We start from the raw sequence: 16,377 nt of genomic DNA on the forward strand, positions 1-16,377 counted from the left end.
AACGCCCTGGGTATAGATAGCCGTCAGTAATGCGCCCTGTAAGGGCAAAAGCTTTAGAATCATAAATAATAATATAATGTTAGTAAAGGTTTGTGGAATGCGTGAACCTATGAATATAGAGCAGGTTGCGCAACTCGGCGTAGACATGATGGGATTCATTTTCTATCCTAAGTCTCCACGATATGTTAGCCAGGCGGTGGATCGCTCGGACTCTGACCGGAAGGTTTGCAGAGTGGGAGTTTTCGTGAATGATTCCATTCCGGATATGGTGGATAGGATTCATTCCTTTTCCCTGAATGCGGTGCAACTGCATGGCGGCGAGAGCTGGGAAGTTTGCGAACAGCTGCGTGAATCCAACGGGGAGATTAAGATAATCAAAGCCATCAGTGTTTCTGATGCCGGGGATATTCAGAAATATAAGGAGTATGTAGGCGCTGTTGACTACTTCCTTTTCGACACCAAATGTAAAACGGTGGGTGGAAGTGGTCAGCAGTTTGATTGGCAAGTTCTCGATGAATATGATGGCGATGTTCCATTCCTATTGAGTGGTGGCATTGGTCCGGAGGATGTTTCCCGCGTTCATTCTTTCCATCATCCAAAATGCGTAGGTATTGACCTCAACTCCAGGTTTGAGATAGAACCTGGGGTGAAGGATGTGGAGAAACTTAGGAAATTCCTTTTAAAAGTAAAAAGGTAAAAAAGTAAAAAGGTAAAAAAGTAAAAAGATAAAAAGTTTAAAAAATGAACAAGATAAATGTATTATTTTCAAACAATAAAGACCGCAAGCTTTTGAGCTTGTATTTCTGTGCTGGCTGCCCAACCTTGGAAGGCACCGGCGATGTGATTAAGGCGATGGAACGTAAGGGCATCGACATGATTGAGGTAGGAATCCCTTTCAGCGATCCGTTGGCTGATGGTCCTGTGATTCAGAGCGCAGGAACCAAGGCCTTGAAGAACGGAATGACCGTGAAGAAGCTCTTCTGCCAGTTGAAGGCTATCAAGGATGAAGTCCAACTTCCATTGGTACTGATGGGTTATCTCAACCCTATCATGCACTATGGCATCGAGGAGTTCTTCAAGAGTTGCGTAGAGAGCGGAGTCAGCGGAACCATCATTCCTGATCTTCCTTTTGATGATTATCTGAAGGTGGTGAAGCCGATAGCAGACAAGTACGATATCCGTGTCATCATGATGATTACTCCGGAAACCAGCGAGGAGCGCATCCGCTTCATCGATGAGCATACCGATGGCTTCATCTATATGGTTAGTTCCGCCAGCATCACGGGTGCCCAGAGCAACTTCGGTGATGCCAAGCTCGCTTACTTCAACCATATCAACAGCATGAACCTCCGCAACCCACGCATGATCGGTTTCGGTATCAGCAACAAGCAGACCCTTACCAGTGCGCAGGATAACGCAGCTGGTGCCATCATCGGCAGCAAGTTCGTGACTTTGCTCAATGAAACAATGGATCCAGACAAAGCTCTGGATGAACTCTTCGAGGCACTCAAACATTAACATTGAACTTTATGATATGCTGTCTTGGTAATCATAAAGTTCCAAGTTCAAAATTCAAAGTTCAAAATTCAAAGTTCAAAATTCAAAGTTTAAAGTATTATGTATCAAGTTGACGATAAAGGATTTTTTGGAAAATTCGGAGGAGCTTACGTTCCTGAAATATTATATAAGTGTGTAACTGAACTCCAGCAGGCTTACAAGCCTATCATCGAGAGCGAGGAGTTCAAGAAAGAATACTATGCCCTGCTCAAGGATTACGTGGGCCGTCCTTCACCTCTCTATTATGCCAAGCGCATGAGCGAGAAGTATGGCTGCCAGCTCTATCTGAAGCGTGAGGACCTGAACCATACCGGTGCACACAAAATCAATAACACCATTGGTCAGATTCTGATGGCAAAGAAGATGGGCAAGACCCGTATCATCGCCGAGACTGGTGCCGGACAGCATGGCGTTGCTACTGCCACCGTCTGCGCCCTGATGGATATGAAGTGCGAAATCTTCATGGGTGCCACCGATGTAGAGCGCCAGCATACCAACGTGGAACGTATGAAGATGCTGGGTGCCAAGGTAAACCCTGTTCGCACAGGTAATATGACCCTGAGCGATGCCTGCTCTGAGGCCATCCGCGACTGGTGCTGTCACCCACAGGATACCTTCTACATCGTAGGTTCCACCATGGGGCCGCATCCTTACCCAGATATTGTGGCAAAGATGCAGAGCGTCATCTCTGAGGAACTGAAATGGCAGTTGGAGGAGAAGATTGGTCGCGATTATCCTGATTACCTCATCGCCTGCGTGGGTGGCGGAAGCAATGCTGCAGGTACCATCTATCATTACATCGATGATGATCGTGTTCAGATTTATCTGGCTGAGGCTGCCGGTCATGGCATCGATACCAACTATACCGCTGCCACCATGCATTGCGGAACAGAGGGAATCATCCACGGTGCCCGCACCCTGGTGATGCAGACAGAGGATGGTCAGATTGAGGAAGCCTTCACCATCAGTGCCGGTTTGGATTACCCAGGCATCGGACCTATGCACGCCGACCTTGCTACTCGTGGAAGAAGTCATGTGCTTGCCATCAAGGACGATGAGGCTATCTATGCCGGTTATGAGTTGACCCGCATGGAGGGTATCATCCCAGCCATCGAGAGCGCACATGCAGTGGCAGCCTTGAAGAAGATGAAGTTCAAGAAGGACGATGTCGTTGTCCTGACCGTTTCAGGCCGTGGCGACAAGGATGTGGAGACGTATTTGAGCCATAAGGAAATGGCAGGAGAATATGGCAATTTCTAAAGCAATATTTCAATCAATAAGAGAAAAATGGCAAAGTTTAATTATAAGACAGTAACCCGCAAGATTCTTGCTGACCTCTATACGCCGGTGGGAGTCTATATGCGATTGAGAGATATTTATCCCCAGTCGGCTCTGATGGAGAGTTCCGACTATCATGGTTCCGAGAACTCCAGATCCTTCATCGGTGTTCATCCGTTGGCAAGTATCGCCGTGAGCCATGGCGAGGTGATCAAGACCTATCCTGACGGCAGCGTAGAAAAGGAAACGCTCCCTGCTTTCGGCGAAGGAAAGGGCGAGCAGTGCAAGCTCGCCATCTCCAAGTCAATCAATGATTTCATCAAGAGTTTTCATGTAGAAGGTGAGAGCAAGGACTTCTGCGGCTTGTATGGTTTCACCACCTTCAATGCTGTGAGATATTTCGAGAATATCCCGGTAAAGGATACTACGATGGAGAAGAACGATGCTCCGGATATCTATTATATAATGTATAAGGATATCATCGTTTTCGACCACTTCAACAATACGATGGAGTTGATTGCGCTTCAAGAGAGTGAAGAACGAAGAGTGAAGAGTGAAGAATCTCACTCTTCACTTCCTGAGCTCGATGCCCTGCTCAAGGCCGTGAACAAGGCGAATGTGAAGCCTTATGATTTCCATCCAGTGGGCGAAACATTTTCTACCCTAACTGATGAGGAGCATAAGGAGAACATCCGCAAGTGCATCCAGCACTGTCTGCGTGGTGATGTCTTCCAGATTGTTGTCAGCCGTCGCTTCATCCAGAAATACGAGGGCGATGACTTCAAGCTCTATCGTGCCCTGCGCAGCATCAACCCATCGCCATATCTCTTTTATTTCGATTTCGGAGGATTCCGTATCTTCGGTTCTTCACCGGAAACCCACAACCGCATCGTTGGCGACAAGGCGTTTATCGACCCTATTGCCGGAACCACCAAGCGTACGGGCGATATGGAGCAGGATAGAAAGGCTGCCGAATTCCTCCGCAACGACCCGAAGGAGAATGCCGAGCACGTGATGCTGGTAGATTTGGCGCGCAATGACCTGAGCCGCAACTGCCATGGTGTGAAGGTAGATTTCTATAAAGATATGCAGTTCTATAGCCACGTCATCCACCTGGTGAGCCGTGTGAGCGGAACCCTGGATCAGGATGCCGACCATATCAAGGAGTTTATCGATACCTTCCCTGCCGGTACCCTGAGCGGTGCTCCAAAGGTAAGGGCGATGCAGATTATCTCCGAACTGGAGCCTCATAACCGTGGAGCCTACGGTGGCTGTATCGGTTTCATCGGCTTGAATGGTGATTTGAATCAAGCTATCGTTATCCGAACCTTCATCAGCCGAAATGGCGAACTCTGGTTCCAGGCAGGAAGTGGAGTAGTGGCGAAGAGCAACGACCAGTATGAGCTGGAAGAGTGTAATAACAAGTTGGGTGCATTGACCAAGGCGATACATATTGCAGAGAAGCTTTAGGTAGTGATTAGTGAGTAGTGATTAATGATTAGTGAGGAATAATCACTAATAAATAATCAATAATAAATAATGAAGATGAAAGTAGTAATCATAGATAATTACGATTCCTTCACCTATAATCTGGCACATCTGGTGAAGGAGTTGGGAGCAGAAGTTACGGTTTATCGCAATGACCAGTTCCAGTTGCGCGAGCTGGAGCCATTCGATAAGATTATATTGAGTCCGGGTCCGGGAATCCCATCCGAGGCGGGTTTGCTTATGGATGTCATCAAGAAGTATGCGGGCATCAAGCCGATGCTGGGCGTCTGTCTGGGTCATCAGGCTATCGGCGAGGCGTTTGGTGCCAAGTTGACCAATCTCTCTGAGGTTTATCATGGAGTGGCAACACCCTGTACACAGTTCGGCAACGACCCGATTTTCCGCGGTATGGATAAACGTATAGAGATAGGCAGATACCATTCATGGGTGGTAGACCGTACCGGATTTCCAGAGTGTCTGGATGTAACCGCCGTGAGCGATGATGGTTGCATCATGGGATTGAAGCATAAGAATTATGATATTCACGGCATCCAGTTCCATCCCGAGAGCGTGTTGACGCCGGAAGGAAAGACCATTGTCAAGAACTGGTTGTTTGACTAGTAGGATATATAAAAAAGTAAAAGCTTGACGCTCTCACGAGTGCCAAGCTTTTTCCATCTTAAAAACAGATGATGACCTAAGTGTTATATTATAAAATTCTACAATTCCCAACCCACAGCGCTTGCACCAAGTACAGCAGCTGAGCTACCATCGAGGGTAGAAACAAGGAACTTAGCCTTGCCCTTGTAAATCTTCAATACGGTCTTGTCGTAAGCTTCCTTTACAGGCTTCATCAGGAGATCGCCAGCCTTGGTCAGACCACCGAAGAATACGAATGCCTCAGGAGCAGAGAATGCTGCGAAGTTAGCACAAGCCTCACCCAGCATCTTGCCTGTGAAGTCGTAGATGCTCTTAGCCAAAGCATCACCCTTGCCTGCAGCCACACTTACGTCGTATGAAGTAATATCTTCTGGCTTCATATCGCGGAGCAATGAAGGCTCATTAGTCTTCTGAAGGAATTCACGGGCAGTGCGAGCTACACCGGTAGCAGAGCAGTATGCCTCCAGGCAACCCTTGCGGCCGCAGCCACATGGACGACCTTCCTCACCAGGAACCATGATTACGTGACCCAACTCGCCAGCGAAACCATCGCTTCCGTAAACCATCTGACCGTTGATGACGATACCAGAACCCACACCAGTACCGAGCGTGATATCGATGAAGTTCTTCATACCGCGAGCCACGCCATAAGTCATCTCGCCGAGAGCAGCAGCGTTGGCATCATTGGTCAAAGCAACAGGAATGCCACCGAGAGCCTTGCTGAAGAGATCAGCCAATGGCACAACGCCATCATGAGCCCAAGGCAGGTTTGGAGCAAATTCGATAGTTCCATTATAATAATTGCCATTAGGTGCACCGATACCCATAGCCTTGATCTTATCGAGACCACCAACGGTATCGATTACAGGCATGAGCGCTTCTGTTGCAGCCTTTACATAGTCGTCTACATTATCATAGCCCCCAGTTTTAATAGCTGTTGTAGCTTTGATTTCTCCACGTGCATCTACGATGCCGAAAACAGAGTTAGTACCACCGAGGTCTAATCCGATAACATACGGTTTCATTGCATTTTCAGTCATGTTATTCTTTAAAATTAGTTAGAGTGTTGTTAAATTATGACGCAAAGATATATAAAAGTAGCCAAAAAAACAAGATTTATACGATAAAAAAATGTGAAAAGCGAATATTTTATTAGAAATATAGTCGAATATGCTCGAAATTTTGTATCTTTGCCAGCTGTTATGAGTTTAGCATTTCCAATAGAGATAAATATTCTTGATTTCATATTCAAGGGAATTATCATAGGCGTGATTGCCTCGGCTCCAATGGGACCCGTTGGCATCTTATGTATCCAGCGCACTTTGAACAAGGGGCGCTGGTATGGTTTCGTTACGGGTATCGGTGCCGCTTTGAGCGATATTGTCTATGCGCTCTTTACGGGTCTCGGTATGAGTTTTGTAATGGACTTTGTGAATAACGCCCAGAACAAGTTCTATCTTCAGATTTTTGGAGGTATCCTGTTGCTGGTATTCGGTGTTTATTGCTTCAAGAGCAATCCGATGAAGAATATGCACAAGTCGAGCAATAAGCAGGGCACGCTTCTGCATAACGGCATTACTGCGTTTCTGGTTACGCTCAGCAATCCGCTCATCGTATTCCTCTTTATGGCTACGTTTGCACAGTTTGCCTTTGTGGTGCCCGATATGCCGATAGAGATGGGTGTGGGCTATCTGAGCATCGTCTTCGGAGCTTTGCTGTGGTGGTTCGGACTCACCTGGCTCATCGATAAGATCAGGGGCAAGTTTGATACCAATGGCATCCTTATTATTAATAAGGTGATAGGTAGCGTGGTTATCATCTTCTCGCTCATCGCATTGGTGGGAACGGTGTTCAATCTCTACCATCTCCCTGAATTCTAGGAGAATTTAGACAGACCTTTAAACAGAAGAAGGCAAATCATAAAGTTCAAAGTAAAGAGTTCAAAGTATATGTTTGTAGCAAAAGAATTAAGAAAGAAGAGTATCGCTGAATACCTCTTATATATGTGGCAGATTGAGGATATCATCCGTGCTTACGGCTGCTCGCTGCCTGTTATCAAGAAGAATTATATAGAGCGTTTCGATTTCACTCCTGAACAGAAGGACGAGGAGATAGACTGGTTTGGCAACCTCATCCGCATGATGAACGAGGAGGGCAAGCGTGAGTATGGTCATCTCGATATCAACCGAGTGCTCCTGCAGGATGTCATCGACCTGCATGCCCGATTGCTCCAGAGCAGCAAGTTCCCTATCTACAATGCTGAATACTACAAGGTTCTGCCGTTCATCGTAGAACTTCGAAACCGTGGCGATAAGGAACTCAACGAGATAGAAACCTGCCTCGATGCCCTCTATGGTGTGATGATGCTGCGCTTGCAGAAGAAGCCGATTACGCCCGAAACCGAGCGTGCCATCAAGGAAATCACCGTCTTTGTCGGTCTTTTGAGCGATTACTACATCAAGGACCGCACTGAAGGCTTGAAGTTCGAAGACGACGACATGTAGTGATTAATTTTTCGTGATTACTTTTTAGGATATACATATTTTATAATATATATATAACGATATATAACAGATGAAAGAGATTGAAAGAAGAAGAACATTTGCCATCATTTCGCACCCTGATGCCGGTAAGACAACTTTGACCGAGAAGTTCCTGCTCTTCGGTGGACAGATTCAGGTGGCTGGTGCCGTTAAAAATAATAAGATTCGTAAGACTGCTACTTCCGACTGGATGGATATCGAGAAACAGCGTGGCATCTCTGTTTCTACTTCCGTCATGGAGTTTGACTATCTTCCTGATGGACAGACCGGTGATCCTTACAAGGTGAATATCCTCGATACTCCGGGTCACCAGGACTTCTGTGAGGATACTTATCGCACGCTTACTGCAGTAGATTCAGCCATCATCGTGGTAGACTCTGCCAAGGGTGTGGAGGCTCAGACCCGCAAGCTGATGGAAGTGTGCCGTATGCGCAATACTCCTGTTATCATCTTCATCAACAAGATGGACCGTGAAGGTCGCGACCCATTCGATGTGCTCGATGAGCTGGAGGAGGAATTGAAGATTCATGTACGCCCATTGTCTTGGCCTATCGGTCAGGGCGCCCGCTTCAAGGGTGTTTACAATATCTATGAGCATCAGCTCAACCTTTTTACACCTAATAAGCAGCGTGTTACAGAAAAGGTTGAGGTGGATATTCAGTCTCAGGAACTCGATGAGCGAGTAGGCGAGCGCGAGGCTAGCCAGTTGCGCGAGGAGCTGGAACTGGTAGATGGCGTTTACCCTGAGTTTGATGTGGAAACCTATCGCTCTGCCGAGGTTGCTCCGGTATTCTTCGGTTCAGCGTTGAATAACTTCGGTGTGCAGGAACTTCTGGACTGCTTCGTTCAGATTGCCCCATCTCCAAAACCAACCCAGGCAGAGGAGCGCCTGGTAGAGCCTGAGGAGCCTAAGTTCACCGGTTTCATCTTCAAGATTACCGCCAATATCGACCCTAACCACCGTTCCTGCATCGCCTTCTGCAAGATATGCTCAGGTAAGTTCGTGCGCAATCAGCCTTATTACCACGTGCGTCTCGACAAGACCGTGCGCTTCTCTTCGCCAACCCAGTTCATGGCGCAGCGCAAGAGTACCATCGACGAGGCATATCCTGGCGACATCGTAGGTTTGCCGGACAACGGCATCTTCAAGATTGGCGATACCCTTACCGAGGGCGAGAAGATTCACTTCCGTGGATTGCCATCGTTCTCACCACTTCTCTTCAAGTATATCGAGAATGATGACCCAATGAAGAGCAAGCAGTTCCAGAAGGGATTGGAGCAGCTCATGAACGAGGGTGTGGCTCAGTTGTTCGTCAACCAGTTCAACGGTCGCCGCATCGTGGGTACCGTGGGTCAGCTTCAGTTTGAGGTTATCCAGTATCGCTTGGAGAACGAGTACAATGCCAAGTGCCGCTGGGAGCCTGTTCACCTGCATAAGGCATGCTGGATTGAGGCAGACGACGAGAAGGAACTGGAGAACTTCAAGAAGCGCAAGTATCAGTATATGGCAAAGGATATCGAGGGCCGCGATGTGTTCCTCGCTGATTCTGGCTACGTATTGAGTATGGCTCAGCAGGACTTTGAACATATCAAGTTCCACTTTACATCGGAATTTTAGTACATTGAACATTGAACTTGAAACATTGAACTTTCTGATATGCTGTCTTGGTAATCATAAAGTTCAAAGTTCAAAGATTAAAGTTAAAAGTTAAATGGATGAAGAGTTAACAGGATACAAACAGGGCTGGATGGCGAAGCTGGTTGCCTGGCAGAAGGAGCATATCTCCGACAGGCAGATGACCTTGATTCTCGCCTTCCTCATTGGTCTGCTCGCTTCGGTGGCAGGCTTCTTCTTGCATGCCATCGTGCATGAGATACAGTTTTTGCTCACTTCCGGGTTCGAGCAGGGCACTTACAATCTGCTCTTCCTGCTGTTCCCTATCGTGGGTATCTATCTCACATCGCTATTTATCAAATATGTGGTGCGCGATAATATTTCGCATGGTATTACAAGAGTGCTTTATGCCATCTCTACCAAGAATTCCCGACTCAAGGGACATAATTGCTGGTCGTCAGTGGTGGCATCCGGTATCACCATCGGTTTCGGCGGTTCCGTAGGAGCCGAGGCACCTATTGTGCTCACCGGTTCTGCCATCGGTTCCAACCTGGGCCAGATATTCCGGATGGACAAGAAGACGATGATGCTTCTGGTGGGATGTGGAGCCAGCGCCGCCATTGCCGGCGTGTTCAAGGCGCCGATAGCCGGACTGGTGTTCACGCTTGAGGTGCTGATGGTTGATTTGAGCATGGCATCGCTCCTGCCAATCCTGATTTCGTGCGTTACGGCTACCTGTTTCACCTATATCTTCAGTGGTGACAGCTCGCTGTTCGACTTTACGCTGACTAACCCCTGGGAGCTCGACCGCACTCCGGCATGTATTCTGCTGGGTGTTTTCTGCGGACTGGTGAGTCTCTATTTCATGCGCACCATGTCAATCTGCGAGGGATTCTTCGGCAAGCTGAGCCAGTATCCATACGCCAAACTGCTGTTTGGTGGACTCATCCTCAGCACGCTCATCTTCTTCTTCCCATCGCTCTATGGCGAGGGCTATTCGGCAGTGAATATCCTGCTCAAGGGCAGCAACGAGGCAGAGTGGGGGCAGGTGATGAACCGCTCGCTGTTCTCTGGTCAGGACAATCTGCTCATCTTCTATATAGCTCTGGTCACCTTTACCAAGGTATTTGCCACTTCGGCAACCAATGGTAGTGGCGGTTGCGGTGGAACCTTTGCCCCTTCGCTCTTTATCGGCGGATTTGCGGGCTTCCTCTTTGCCCGCCTGTGGAATGTCTATCAGGTAGGCGTTCATGTGCCTGAGCAGAACTTTGCGCTGATGGGTATGGCTGGTCTGATTACGGGCGTGATGCATGCTCCGTTGACGGGCATCTTCCTCATCGCCGAACTCACGGGCGGCTATCAGCTCTTCATGCCGCTGATGATCGTGTGCATCTCTTCCTTGCTCACCATCAGCATCTTCGAGAGTCATAGCATCTACGCCCTGCGACTGGCTAGGGAGGGCAAGCTGCTTACTCACCACGTAGACCGTTCTGCGCTTACGCTGATGAGCATGCAGAGCATGGTTGAGAAGGATTACCACGCCATCAGTCCAGATCTGCCGATGAGCAAGCTGGTGAGCGAGATTTCGAGAAGCAACAACAACTTCCTGCCTGTATTGAACGATGCAGGGGTATTGGAAGGTGTAATTGATATCACCCGCCTCCGTCATATCATCTTCCGCACGGAACTGTATAATCACTTTAAGGTAAGTCAGCTGATGATTCAGCCTTCTGCCACCCTGAGCGAGAATGAGCCTATGGACGAGGTGATGGCCAAGTTCGACAAGACCGATGCTGCCCAGCTGCCAGTGGTAGATGTGAACGGCATACTGAAGGGATATATCAGTAGAACCAAGATTTACGAGGTATATCGCCAGATAGTTGCGGATATGTCGGCAGAATAGGGTAAGTAGTGAAGAGTGAAGAACGAAGAGTGAAGAAACAATGTTCGGCGGACGAGGGGAAAGCTAATTCGTCGGCTTTGCTGGTTTAAACTTCAATTATTATTTTTATGGAGAAGAAAGATTTAAGAATCGTTTTCATGGGAACCCCGGAGTTTGCGGTGGAATCCCTCAAGCGCCTGGTAGAGGGCGGTTATAATGTAGTGGCTGTGGTTACTCAGCCAGACAAGCCTGTGGGCAGACATCAGGATACGTTGCAGCCTTCGCAGGTGAAGCAGTATGCTGTAGAGCACGGTTTGCCGGTATTGCAGCCAGTGAAGATGAAGGACCCTGAGTTTGTAGAGCAGCTTCGCTCTTATCAGGCTGACCTGCAGGTGGTAGTGGCTTTCCGCATGTTGCCTGAGGTGGTTTGGGCGATGCCTAAGTTCGGCACCTTCAATGTTCATGCTGCACTCCTGCCACAGTATCGTGGAGCTGCCCCAATCAACTGGGCAGTCATCAATGGCGAGAAGGAGACGGGAGTTACTACTTTCTTCCTCGACCATGATATCGATACCGGTCGCATCATCATGCAGAAGCGTTTCCCTATTCCTGAGAGTGCAGATGTGGAATATGTCTATGACGGACTGATGCACTTGGGAGCCGATTTGGCGCTTGAAACCATCGATGCGCTCATCGCAGCTGGTGGCAATATCGAATCCATGCCTCAGGAGAAGCTGATAGGCGAGGGTGTGGAACTGAAGTCTGCACCAAAGATTTTCAAGGAGACCTGCCGTATCGACTTCCACAAGCCAGCCAAGCAGGTATATGATTTTGTCCGTGGTCTCTCGCCTTATCCAGGTTCTTGGACCGAAATCAAGAAGAAGGCGCCTGTTGTCATCTTTGATGATGCTGATGGCGAAATGCCGGAGGCAACCGCTCATCCTGCTCAGCAGAAGAGTGCAGCCAAGATTCAGGTGCTCAAGATTTTCAAGACGAGTCTCACAGAGTTTTCTCGTGGTGTAGCCCCTGTAGGTTCCTTGCGTGTATTCGAGAAGAAGTTGCAGGTGGCATGTCTCGACCATTGGCTCAATATCGAGGAACTCCAGCTTTCGGGCAAAAAGCGCATGGATGCCGCTGCATTCCTCAATGGCATGAAGGATATCGCCTATTATGAGTGCCAGAAGGCTCAGGAGACAGGAGAGGAGTGGTAAAGCTCTCTAGAGAGTTAACACCCTTCGCAGGGTAATCATAAAGTTCCAAGTTCAAAGCTCAAAGTTCAAAGTTAAAAGTTCAAAGTAATATGACACAAGAAGAAGATATTAAGAAGGCAGTGGAGTGTATGCGCAAGGGTGGTGTGATACTCTATCCTACAGATACCGTCTGGGGCATTGGTTGCGATGCTACCAATCCAGAGGCAGTAAAGAAAGTGTATGAGATCAAGAAGCGTGATGATTCCAAGGCGCTGATTTGTCTCATTGATTCAGCCGACCGCATGGCGCGTTATTTCCGTAATGTTCCTCAGGTGGCTTGGGATTTCATCGATGCAGCCATGCCGGTGAAGCCTACTACCATCATCCTGGATGATGCCACAGGCGTTGCCAGTAATCTTGTTGCAGAGGATGGTTCGCTGGCTATGCGCGTCACCTATGAGGCATTCAGCAAGCAGCTCTGTTACCGTTTCCAGAAGCCAATCGTCAGCACCAGCGCCAATGTGAGTGGTGAGCCTGCTGCCCAGAATTATCGCGATATCTCTCCTGAGATTCTCGAGGCTGTAGATTATGTCTGCTGGACCCGTCGTCAGGAGCACAAACCTCATCAGCCATCCAGCATTGTCAAGATAGGTAAGAACGGTGAGGTTAAGGTAATCAGATAATAATCTTTTCAGATATCTGTCAGAAGGGGATGTTCTTCACGAATGTTCCCTCTTTTTATGCCCTTTTCTTGCCCCTGTCTTCTTCTTGTATTATGCCTTCTCCTTTGTCCTGCCGTCTTCTTCAAAACTGGTGCAAAGATATGGCTTTTTTTTGAAACCGCCAAATTTGGTGTGCCGTTTTGGGGGTGTTTTTAGCAAAATCCAAAAAAAACAAATGTTAACGAAACTAACTCATCGTTTTGTTGATAAGAAAGCATAGAGTTAGCGTTAGAAAAGTATAGAGTTCTATTCTAAACATAGTTGGTTTACTGACACTGACACTGACAGTTCGATTTTCCGCTAGTAACTCTTTAAAGGTGAAAGGATGTTAAATTATATTTTATATTTATATATATAATATATATAAATATAACTTTTCTTCTTACTCTTTACTACCTTCGGAATTTTAAACTGTCAGTGTCAGTAAAAAGGTTATTTCTTTGTGGCTCTGATGAAGAAGCCAATCAGACAGATGTAGGCGATGAGCGAGCAAACCTCTGACATTGGGTTAACCCACCAGCTGTCAGCGATGCTAGCCTCAATGCCACCAAACTTCAACAGGGCGCTTACAACACCCATCAAGGCTCCACCGGCAATGAAACCGCTGGCGATGAGCGTACCCTTTTCGCCACGCTCAGCATTCACCTTGGCGTCCTTGCTGCGGGATGTGACATACCAGTTGATGGCACCACCTACCAGCAGCGGAACGTTCAATTCCAATGGAATAAACATACCCAGGGCAAAAGCCAATGCTGGAATCTTGAAGTATGTGAGCACGATGGCAATCACAGCTCCGATGGCGTAGAGCACCCATGGTGCACCCACACCGTTCATCAATGGGTCGATGACGGCAGCCATCGCATTAGCCTGAGGAGCTGCGAGAGAGCCCGATGCGAAACCGTAGGTCTCGTTCAGAAGCATCATCACACCGCCCACGGTAGCAGCACTCACCAGGGTGCCGAGGAACTTCCATCCCTCCTGCTTCTTAGGCGTAGTACCCAGCCAGTAACCTATCTTCAAGTCGGTAATGAATGAGCCTGCTACAGACAGGGCTGTGCAAACCACACCACCCATAATCAATGCAGCCAGCATACCGCCAGGACCCTTCAAACCTACTGCCACCATCACTACGGAAGCGAAGATGAGCGTCATCAGAGTCATACCCGAAACAGGATTGGAACCCACGATGGCGATGGCATTGGCAGCCACTGTAGTAAAGAGGAAGGCGATGACAGCCACGAGCAGGATGGCGATAATGGCGAAGAGCAGATTGCCCTCCATCACGCCAAACCAGAAGAAGAGGAAGGTGACGAGGATGGTTACGAGCGAACCGATGGCAATAATCTTGAAAGAGATATCGCGCTGGGTGCGCTTCACGTTTTCATCTACCTCGCTCTTGCCCTTCAGTTCCTTGGCAGCCAAGCCTACGGCGCTCTTGATGATGCCCCAGCTCTTGATGATGCCGATGATACCAGCCATGGCGATACCTCCGATACCGATGCTGCGGGCATAGGCACGGAAGATTTCCTCCGGACTCATCGCACCCACGGTCTTCACGATGCTAGGGTCCCATGCGCTGAGCACACTGTCATGAAAAATGACACTCATTCCCGGAACGATCAACCACCATACCACGAGCGAACCCAGGCAGGTGAAGAAGGCGTATTTCAATCCGATGATGTATCCCAGACCCAATACGGCAGCACCTGTATTCACCTTGAATACGATTTTAGCCTTGTCTGCGAGATCGCATCCCAGGCTTACCACACGGGAGGTGAAATTCTCGTTCCACCAGCCAAGACTAGCCACGATGAAGTCATATAGACCACCTACCAGACCCGCAATGAGCAAAGGCTTAGCCTGATCGCCGCCCTTGGCACCGCTCACCAATACCTGTGTGGTGGCTGTAGCCTCTGGGAACGGATACTTGCCGTGCATATCGCTGACGAAGTACTTGCGGAAAGGAATCAGGAACAGAATTCCCAATACACCTCCCAAAGCTGAAGCCATGAAAATCTTCATAAATGAAGTAGTCATGTCAGGATATTTCGCTTGCAGGATGTAGATGGCTGGCAGGGTAAAGATGGCTCCTGCCACTACTGCACCCGAGCAGGCTCCGATGCTCTGGATGATGACATTCTCGCCGAGTGCCTTGCTTCGCTTGGTGGCGGTGCTTACGCCTACGGCGATGATGGCGATAGGGATGGCTGCTTCAAACACCTGTCCTACCTTCAAGCCCAGATAGGCTGCGGCAGCAGAGAAGATGATTGCCATCACGATACCCCATGTTACCGACCAGCCGTTCACCTCCGGATAAACTTTGTCTGGCGACATCAGCGGCTTATATTCCTCCCCGTCCTTGAGTTCGCGGAATGCGTTCTCGGGGAGCTGCAAATTATCTTTTTCTTCCATTACTTTTCAATTCTGATGATGTATTCACTCATGAAGCTGGCACCTGGCTGCAGGCTGTTCATCATGTACTTATCCTTGAATTCACCGGTATATTCAGCCCAGTCGCAGGTTCCGAACCATGGTTCGATGCAGACGAATGGAGCGTGGTTGCCCGGATTCCATACACCAACGGCAGGAGTCTTGAACTCTACGGTTACGTGTGGTTCGCCCTTCTCGTTGAGCAGGGAAATCTGCTTCACCTGGCTCTTGTCGAAGATGTAGGCATCATCAGCGAACGACTCGTCTGTTACCTCCAGGATACCGTTGTCGGTCTGTACGGTCTCGCGTGCGTTAGGGTCAATGCATCCACCGATGGTAGCGAAGAGGCGGGTAGGAGCCTCGTTGTCGAGCTTCAGGGTAGCCTTCAGCTTTTCGCCCTTTTCGCATCCTGGCACCTTGAAGGCAGGGTGACCGCCAATCTGGAAGTAGATTACCTTGTCGTCGGTGTTCTCAACATGCCAGATAACGTGGAGTTCGTTGCCGGCAAGGCGATATGAAACAGCGAGATTGAAGTGGAAAGGATAGTTCTTGAAGGTCTCCTCGTTGTCAATGAATGCGAAGGTAAGGCGGTCGCCGGTCTTGCCAACGAGCTTGAAGTCAACGAGCTTTCCGAAGCCGTGGCGAGGCTGTGTATACTCCTTGTCGTCGATGCGGTAGGTATCCTTCCACAATCCACCTACGATAGGGAAGAGGAGAGGAGAGTGGCGTCCCCAGTATTCTGGGTCACCATCCCAGAGATATTCGTTACCATTTGCATCTTTGATGCTCTGAAGTTCTGCACCGAGAGAAGAAATCTCAACAGTGAGCTGATCGTTTTTAATTTGTTCCATAGTTACAAACGTTTATTGTTTAGTTAATATTATTGAGTCGACTTATTTTGCCTTAATTCCGCAACACTTTGATTTAACTTTATTTATAAGTTCCTGAGCAACAAAAAGTTGCTCAGGATTTTGCCATGTCAGATTTTTCACCTATCTTAGTGTTGCAATTT

General features: G+C 48.4%; 14 protein-coding genes. 11 read left to right on the forward strand and 3 right to left on the reverse strand.

Annotated elements, in window-relative coordinates; genetic code table 11:
• Positions 1–76: 76 nt before the first annotated feature.
• The 5 genes from ACTQ16_RS11285 to ACTQ16_RS11305 all read left to right on the forward strand — a co-directional run bounded on the left by ACTQ16_RS11285 (position 77) and on the right by ACTQ16_RS11305 (position 4,944).
• Positions 77–697, forward strand: coding sequence for a phosphoribosylanthranilate isomerase (locus tag ACTQ16_RS11285; RefSeq protein ID WP_441937469.1), 621 nt, complete (start codon positions 77–79; stop codon positions 695–697).
• Between the two features lie 44 nt (positions 698–741).
• Positions 742–1,518 (forward strand): tryptophan synthase subunit alpha, encoded by a 777-nt coding sequence (gene trpA, locus ACTQ16_RS11290; protein ID WP_441937471.1) that lies wholly within the window; start codon positions 742–744, stop codon positions 1,516–1,518.
• Between the two features lie 99 nt (positions 1,519–1,617).
• Positions 1,618–2,817, forward strand: coding sequence for a tryptophan synthase subunit beta (gene trpB, locus ACTQ16_RS11295; protein WP_203040839.1), 1,200 nt, complete (start codon positions 1,618–1,620; stop codon positions 2,815–2,817).
• Positions 2,818–2,844: 27 nt separating this feature from the next.
• Positions 2,845–4,305, forward strand: coding sequence for an anthranilate synthase component I family protein (locus tag ACTQ16_RS11300; RefSeq protein ID WP_441937472.1), 1,461 nt, complete (start codon positions 2,845–2,847; stop codon positions 4,303–4,305).
• Between the two features lie 75 nt (positions 4,306–4,380).
• Positions 4,381–4,944: an anthranilate synthase component II gene (locus tag ACTQ16_RS11305; protein ID WP_153125076.1), complete on the forward strand. Its 564-nt coding sequence runs from the start codon at positions 4,381–4,383 to the stop codon at positions 4,942–4,944.
• Positions 4,945–5,042: 98 nt separating this feature from the next.
• Here ACTQ16_RS11305 and ACTQ16_RS11310 read toward each other — a convergent pair whose 3' ends face one another.
• Positions 5,043–6,023, reverse strand: a complete 981-nt coding sequence (locus ACTQ16_RS11310; RefSeq protein WP_294969140.1) for an ROK family protein — start codon at positions 6,021–6,023, stop codon at positions 5,043–5,045.
• Between the two features lie 162 nt (positions 6,024–6,185).
• Between ACTQ16_RS11310 and ACTQ16_RS11315 the strand changes: the two genes are divergently transcribed.
• From ACTQ16_RS11315 to ACTQ16_RS11340, 6 genes are all read left to right on the forward strand, one after another.
• Positions 6,186–6,863: a LysE family transporter gene (locus ACTQ16_RS11315; RefSeq protein WP_294969137.1), complete on the forward strand. Its 678-nt coding sequence runs from the start codon at positions 6,186–6,188 to the stop codon at positions 6,861–6,863.
• A 69-nt stretch (positions 6,864–6,932) separates the two neighbouring features.
• Positions 6,933–7,487, forward strand: coding sequence for a DUF4924 family protein (locus ACTQ16_RS11320; protein ID WP_153125051.1), 555 nt, complete (start codon positions 6,933–6,935; stop codon positions 7,485–7,487).
• Between the two features lie 70 nt (positions 7,488–7,557).
• Positions 7,558–9,144, forward strand: coding sequence for a peptide chain release factor 3 (locus tag ACTQ16_RS11325; RefSeq protein ID WP_293629430.1), 1,587 nt, complete (start codon positions 7,558–7,560; stop codon positions 9,142–9,144).
• A 94-nt stretch (positions 9,145–9,238) separates the two neighbouring features.
• A complete protein-coding gene (locus tag ACTQ16_RS11330; RefSeq protein ID WP_294969133.1) occupies positions 9,239–11,044 on the forward strand; it encodes a chloride channel protein in 1,806 nt (601 codons plus the stop codon).
• Between the two features lie 107 nt (positions 11,045–11,151).
• On the forward strand, positions 11,152–12,234 hold the full coding sequence (gene fmt / locus ACTQ16_RS11335) for a methionyl-tRNA formyltransferase (RefSeq protein ID WP_441931839.1): 1,083 nt from the start codon (positions 11,152–11,154) through the stop codon (positions 12,232–12,234).
• Between the two features lie 89 nt (positions 12,235–12,323).
• Complete coding sequence (locus tag ACTQ16_RS11340; protein WP_294969127.1) at positions 12,324–12,896, forward strand: L-threonylcarbamoyladenylate synthase; 573 nt, start codon at positions 12,324–12,326, stop codon at positions 12,894–12,896.
• Positions 12,897–13,367: 471 nt separating this feature from the next.
• Here the strand turns inward: ACTQ16_RS11340 and ACTQ16_RS11345 are convergent, their stop codons facing one another.
• A complete protein-coding gene (locus tag ACTQ16_RS11345) occupies positions 13,368–15,347 on the reverse strand; it encodes an OPT family oligopeptide transporter (RefSeq protein WP_295345831.1) in 1,980 nt (659 codons plus the stop codon).
• Positions 15,347–16,216: an aldose 1-epimerase family protein gene (locus tag ACTQ16_RS11350; RefSeq protein WP_441931841.1), complete on the reverse strand. Its 870-nt coding sequence runs from the start codon at positions 16,214–16,216 to the stop codon at positions 15,347–15,349. The genes ACTQ16_RS11345 and ACTQ16_RS11350 overlap by 1 nt, the downstream gene beginning before the upstream one ends.
• Positions 16,217–16,377: the final 161 nt, after the last annotated feature.

The organism is Prevotella sp. LCP21S3_D2, from assembly GCF_052118345.1.
Lineage (GTDB): Bacteria > Bacteroidota > Bacteroidia > Bacteroidales > Bacteroidaceae > Prevotella.

Excerpts from the sequence above, each read along its gene's own strand:
- ACTQ16_RS11345 (WP_295345831.1), bottom strand. The coding sequence starts at position 15,347 with ATGGAAGAAAAAGATAATTTGCAGCTCCCCGAGAACGCATTCCGCGAA.
- ACTQ16_RS11320 (WP_153125051.1), top strand. The coding sequence starts at position 6,933 with ATGTTTGTAGCAAAAGAATTAAGAAAGAAGAGTATCGCTGAATACCTC.
- ACTQ16_RS11310 (WP_294969140.1), bottom strand. The coding sequence starts at position 6,023 with ATGACTGAAAATGCAATGAAACCGTATGTTATCGGATTAGACCTCGGT.
- trpB (WP_203040839.1), top strand. The coding sequence starts at position 1,618 with ATGTATCAAGTTGACGATAAAGGATTTTTTGGAAAATTCGGAGGAGCT.
- ACTQ16_RS11340 (WP_294969127.1), top strand. The coding sequence starts at position 12,324 with ATGACACAAGAAGAAGATATTAAGAAGGCAGTGGAGTGTATGCGCAAG.
- ACTQ16_RS11350 (WP_441931841.1), bottom strand. The coding sequence starts at position 16,216 with ATGGAACAAATTAAAAACGATCAGCTCACTGTTGAGATTTCTTCTCTC.
- ACTQ16_RS11300 (WP_441937472.1), top strand. The coding sequence starts at position 2,845 with ATGGCAAAGTTTAATTATAAGACAGTAACCCGCAAGATTCTTGCTGAC.
- ACTQ16_RS11325 (WP_293629430.1), top strand. The coding sequence starts at position 7,558 with ATGAAAGAGATTGAAAGAAGAAGAACATTTGCCATCATTTCGCACCCT.
- trpA (WP_441937471.1), top strand. The coding sequence starts at position 742 with ATGAACAAGATAAATGTATTATTTTCAAACAATAAAGACCGCAAGCTT.
- ACTQ16_RS11285 (WP_441937469.1), top strand. The coding sequence starts at position 77 with ATGTTAGTAAAGGTTTGTGGAATGCGTGAACCTATGAATATAGAGCAG.
- ACTQ16_RS11330 (WP_294969133.1), top strand. The coding sequence starts at position 9,239 with ATGGATGAAGAGTTAACAGGATACAAACAGGGCTGGATGGCGAAGCTG.
- ACTQ16_RS11315 (WP_294969137.1), top strand. The coding sequence starts at position 6,186 with ATGAGTTTAGCATTTCCAATAGAGATAAATATTCTTGATTTCATATTC.
- ACTQ16_RS11305 (WP_153125076.1), top strand. The coding sequence starts at position 4,381 with ATGAAAGTAGTAATCATAGATAATTACGATTCCTTCACCTATAATCTG.
- fmt (WP_441931839.1), top strand. The coding sequence starts at position 11,152 with ATGGAGAAGAAAGATTTAAGAATCGTTTTCATGGGAACCCCGGAGTTT.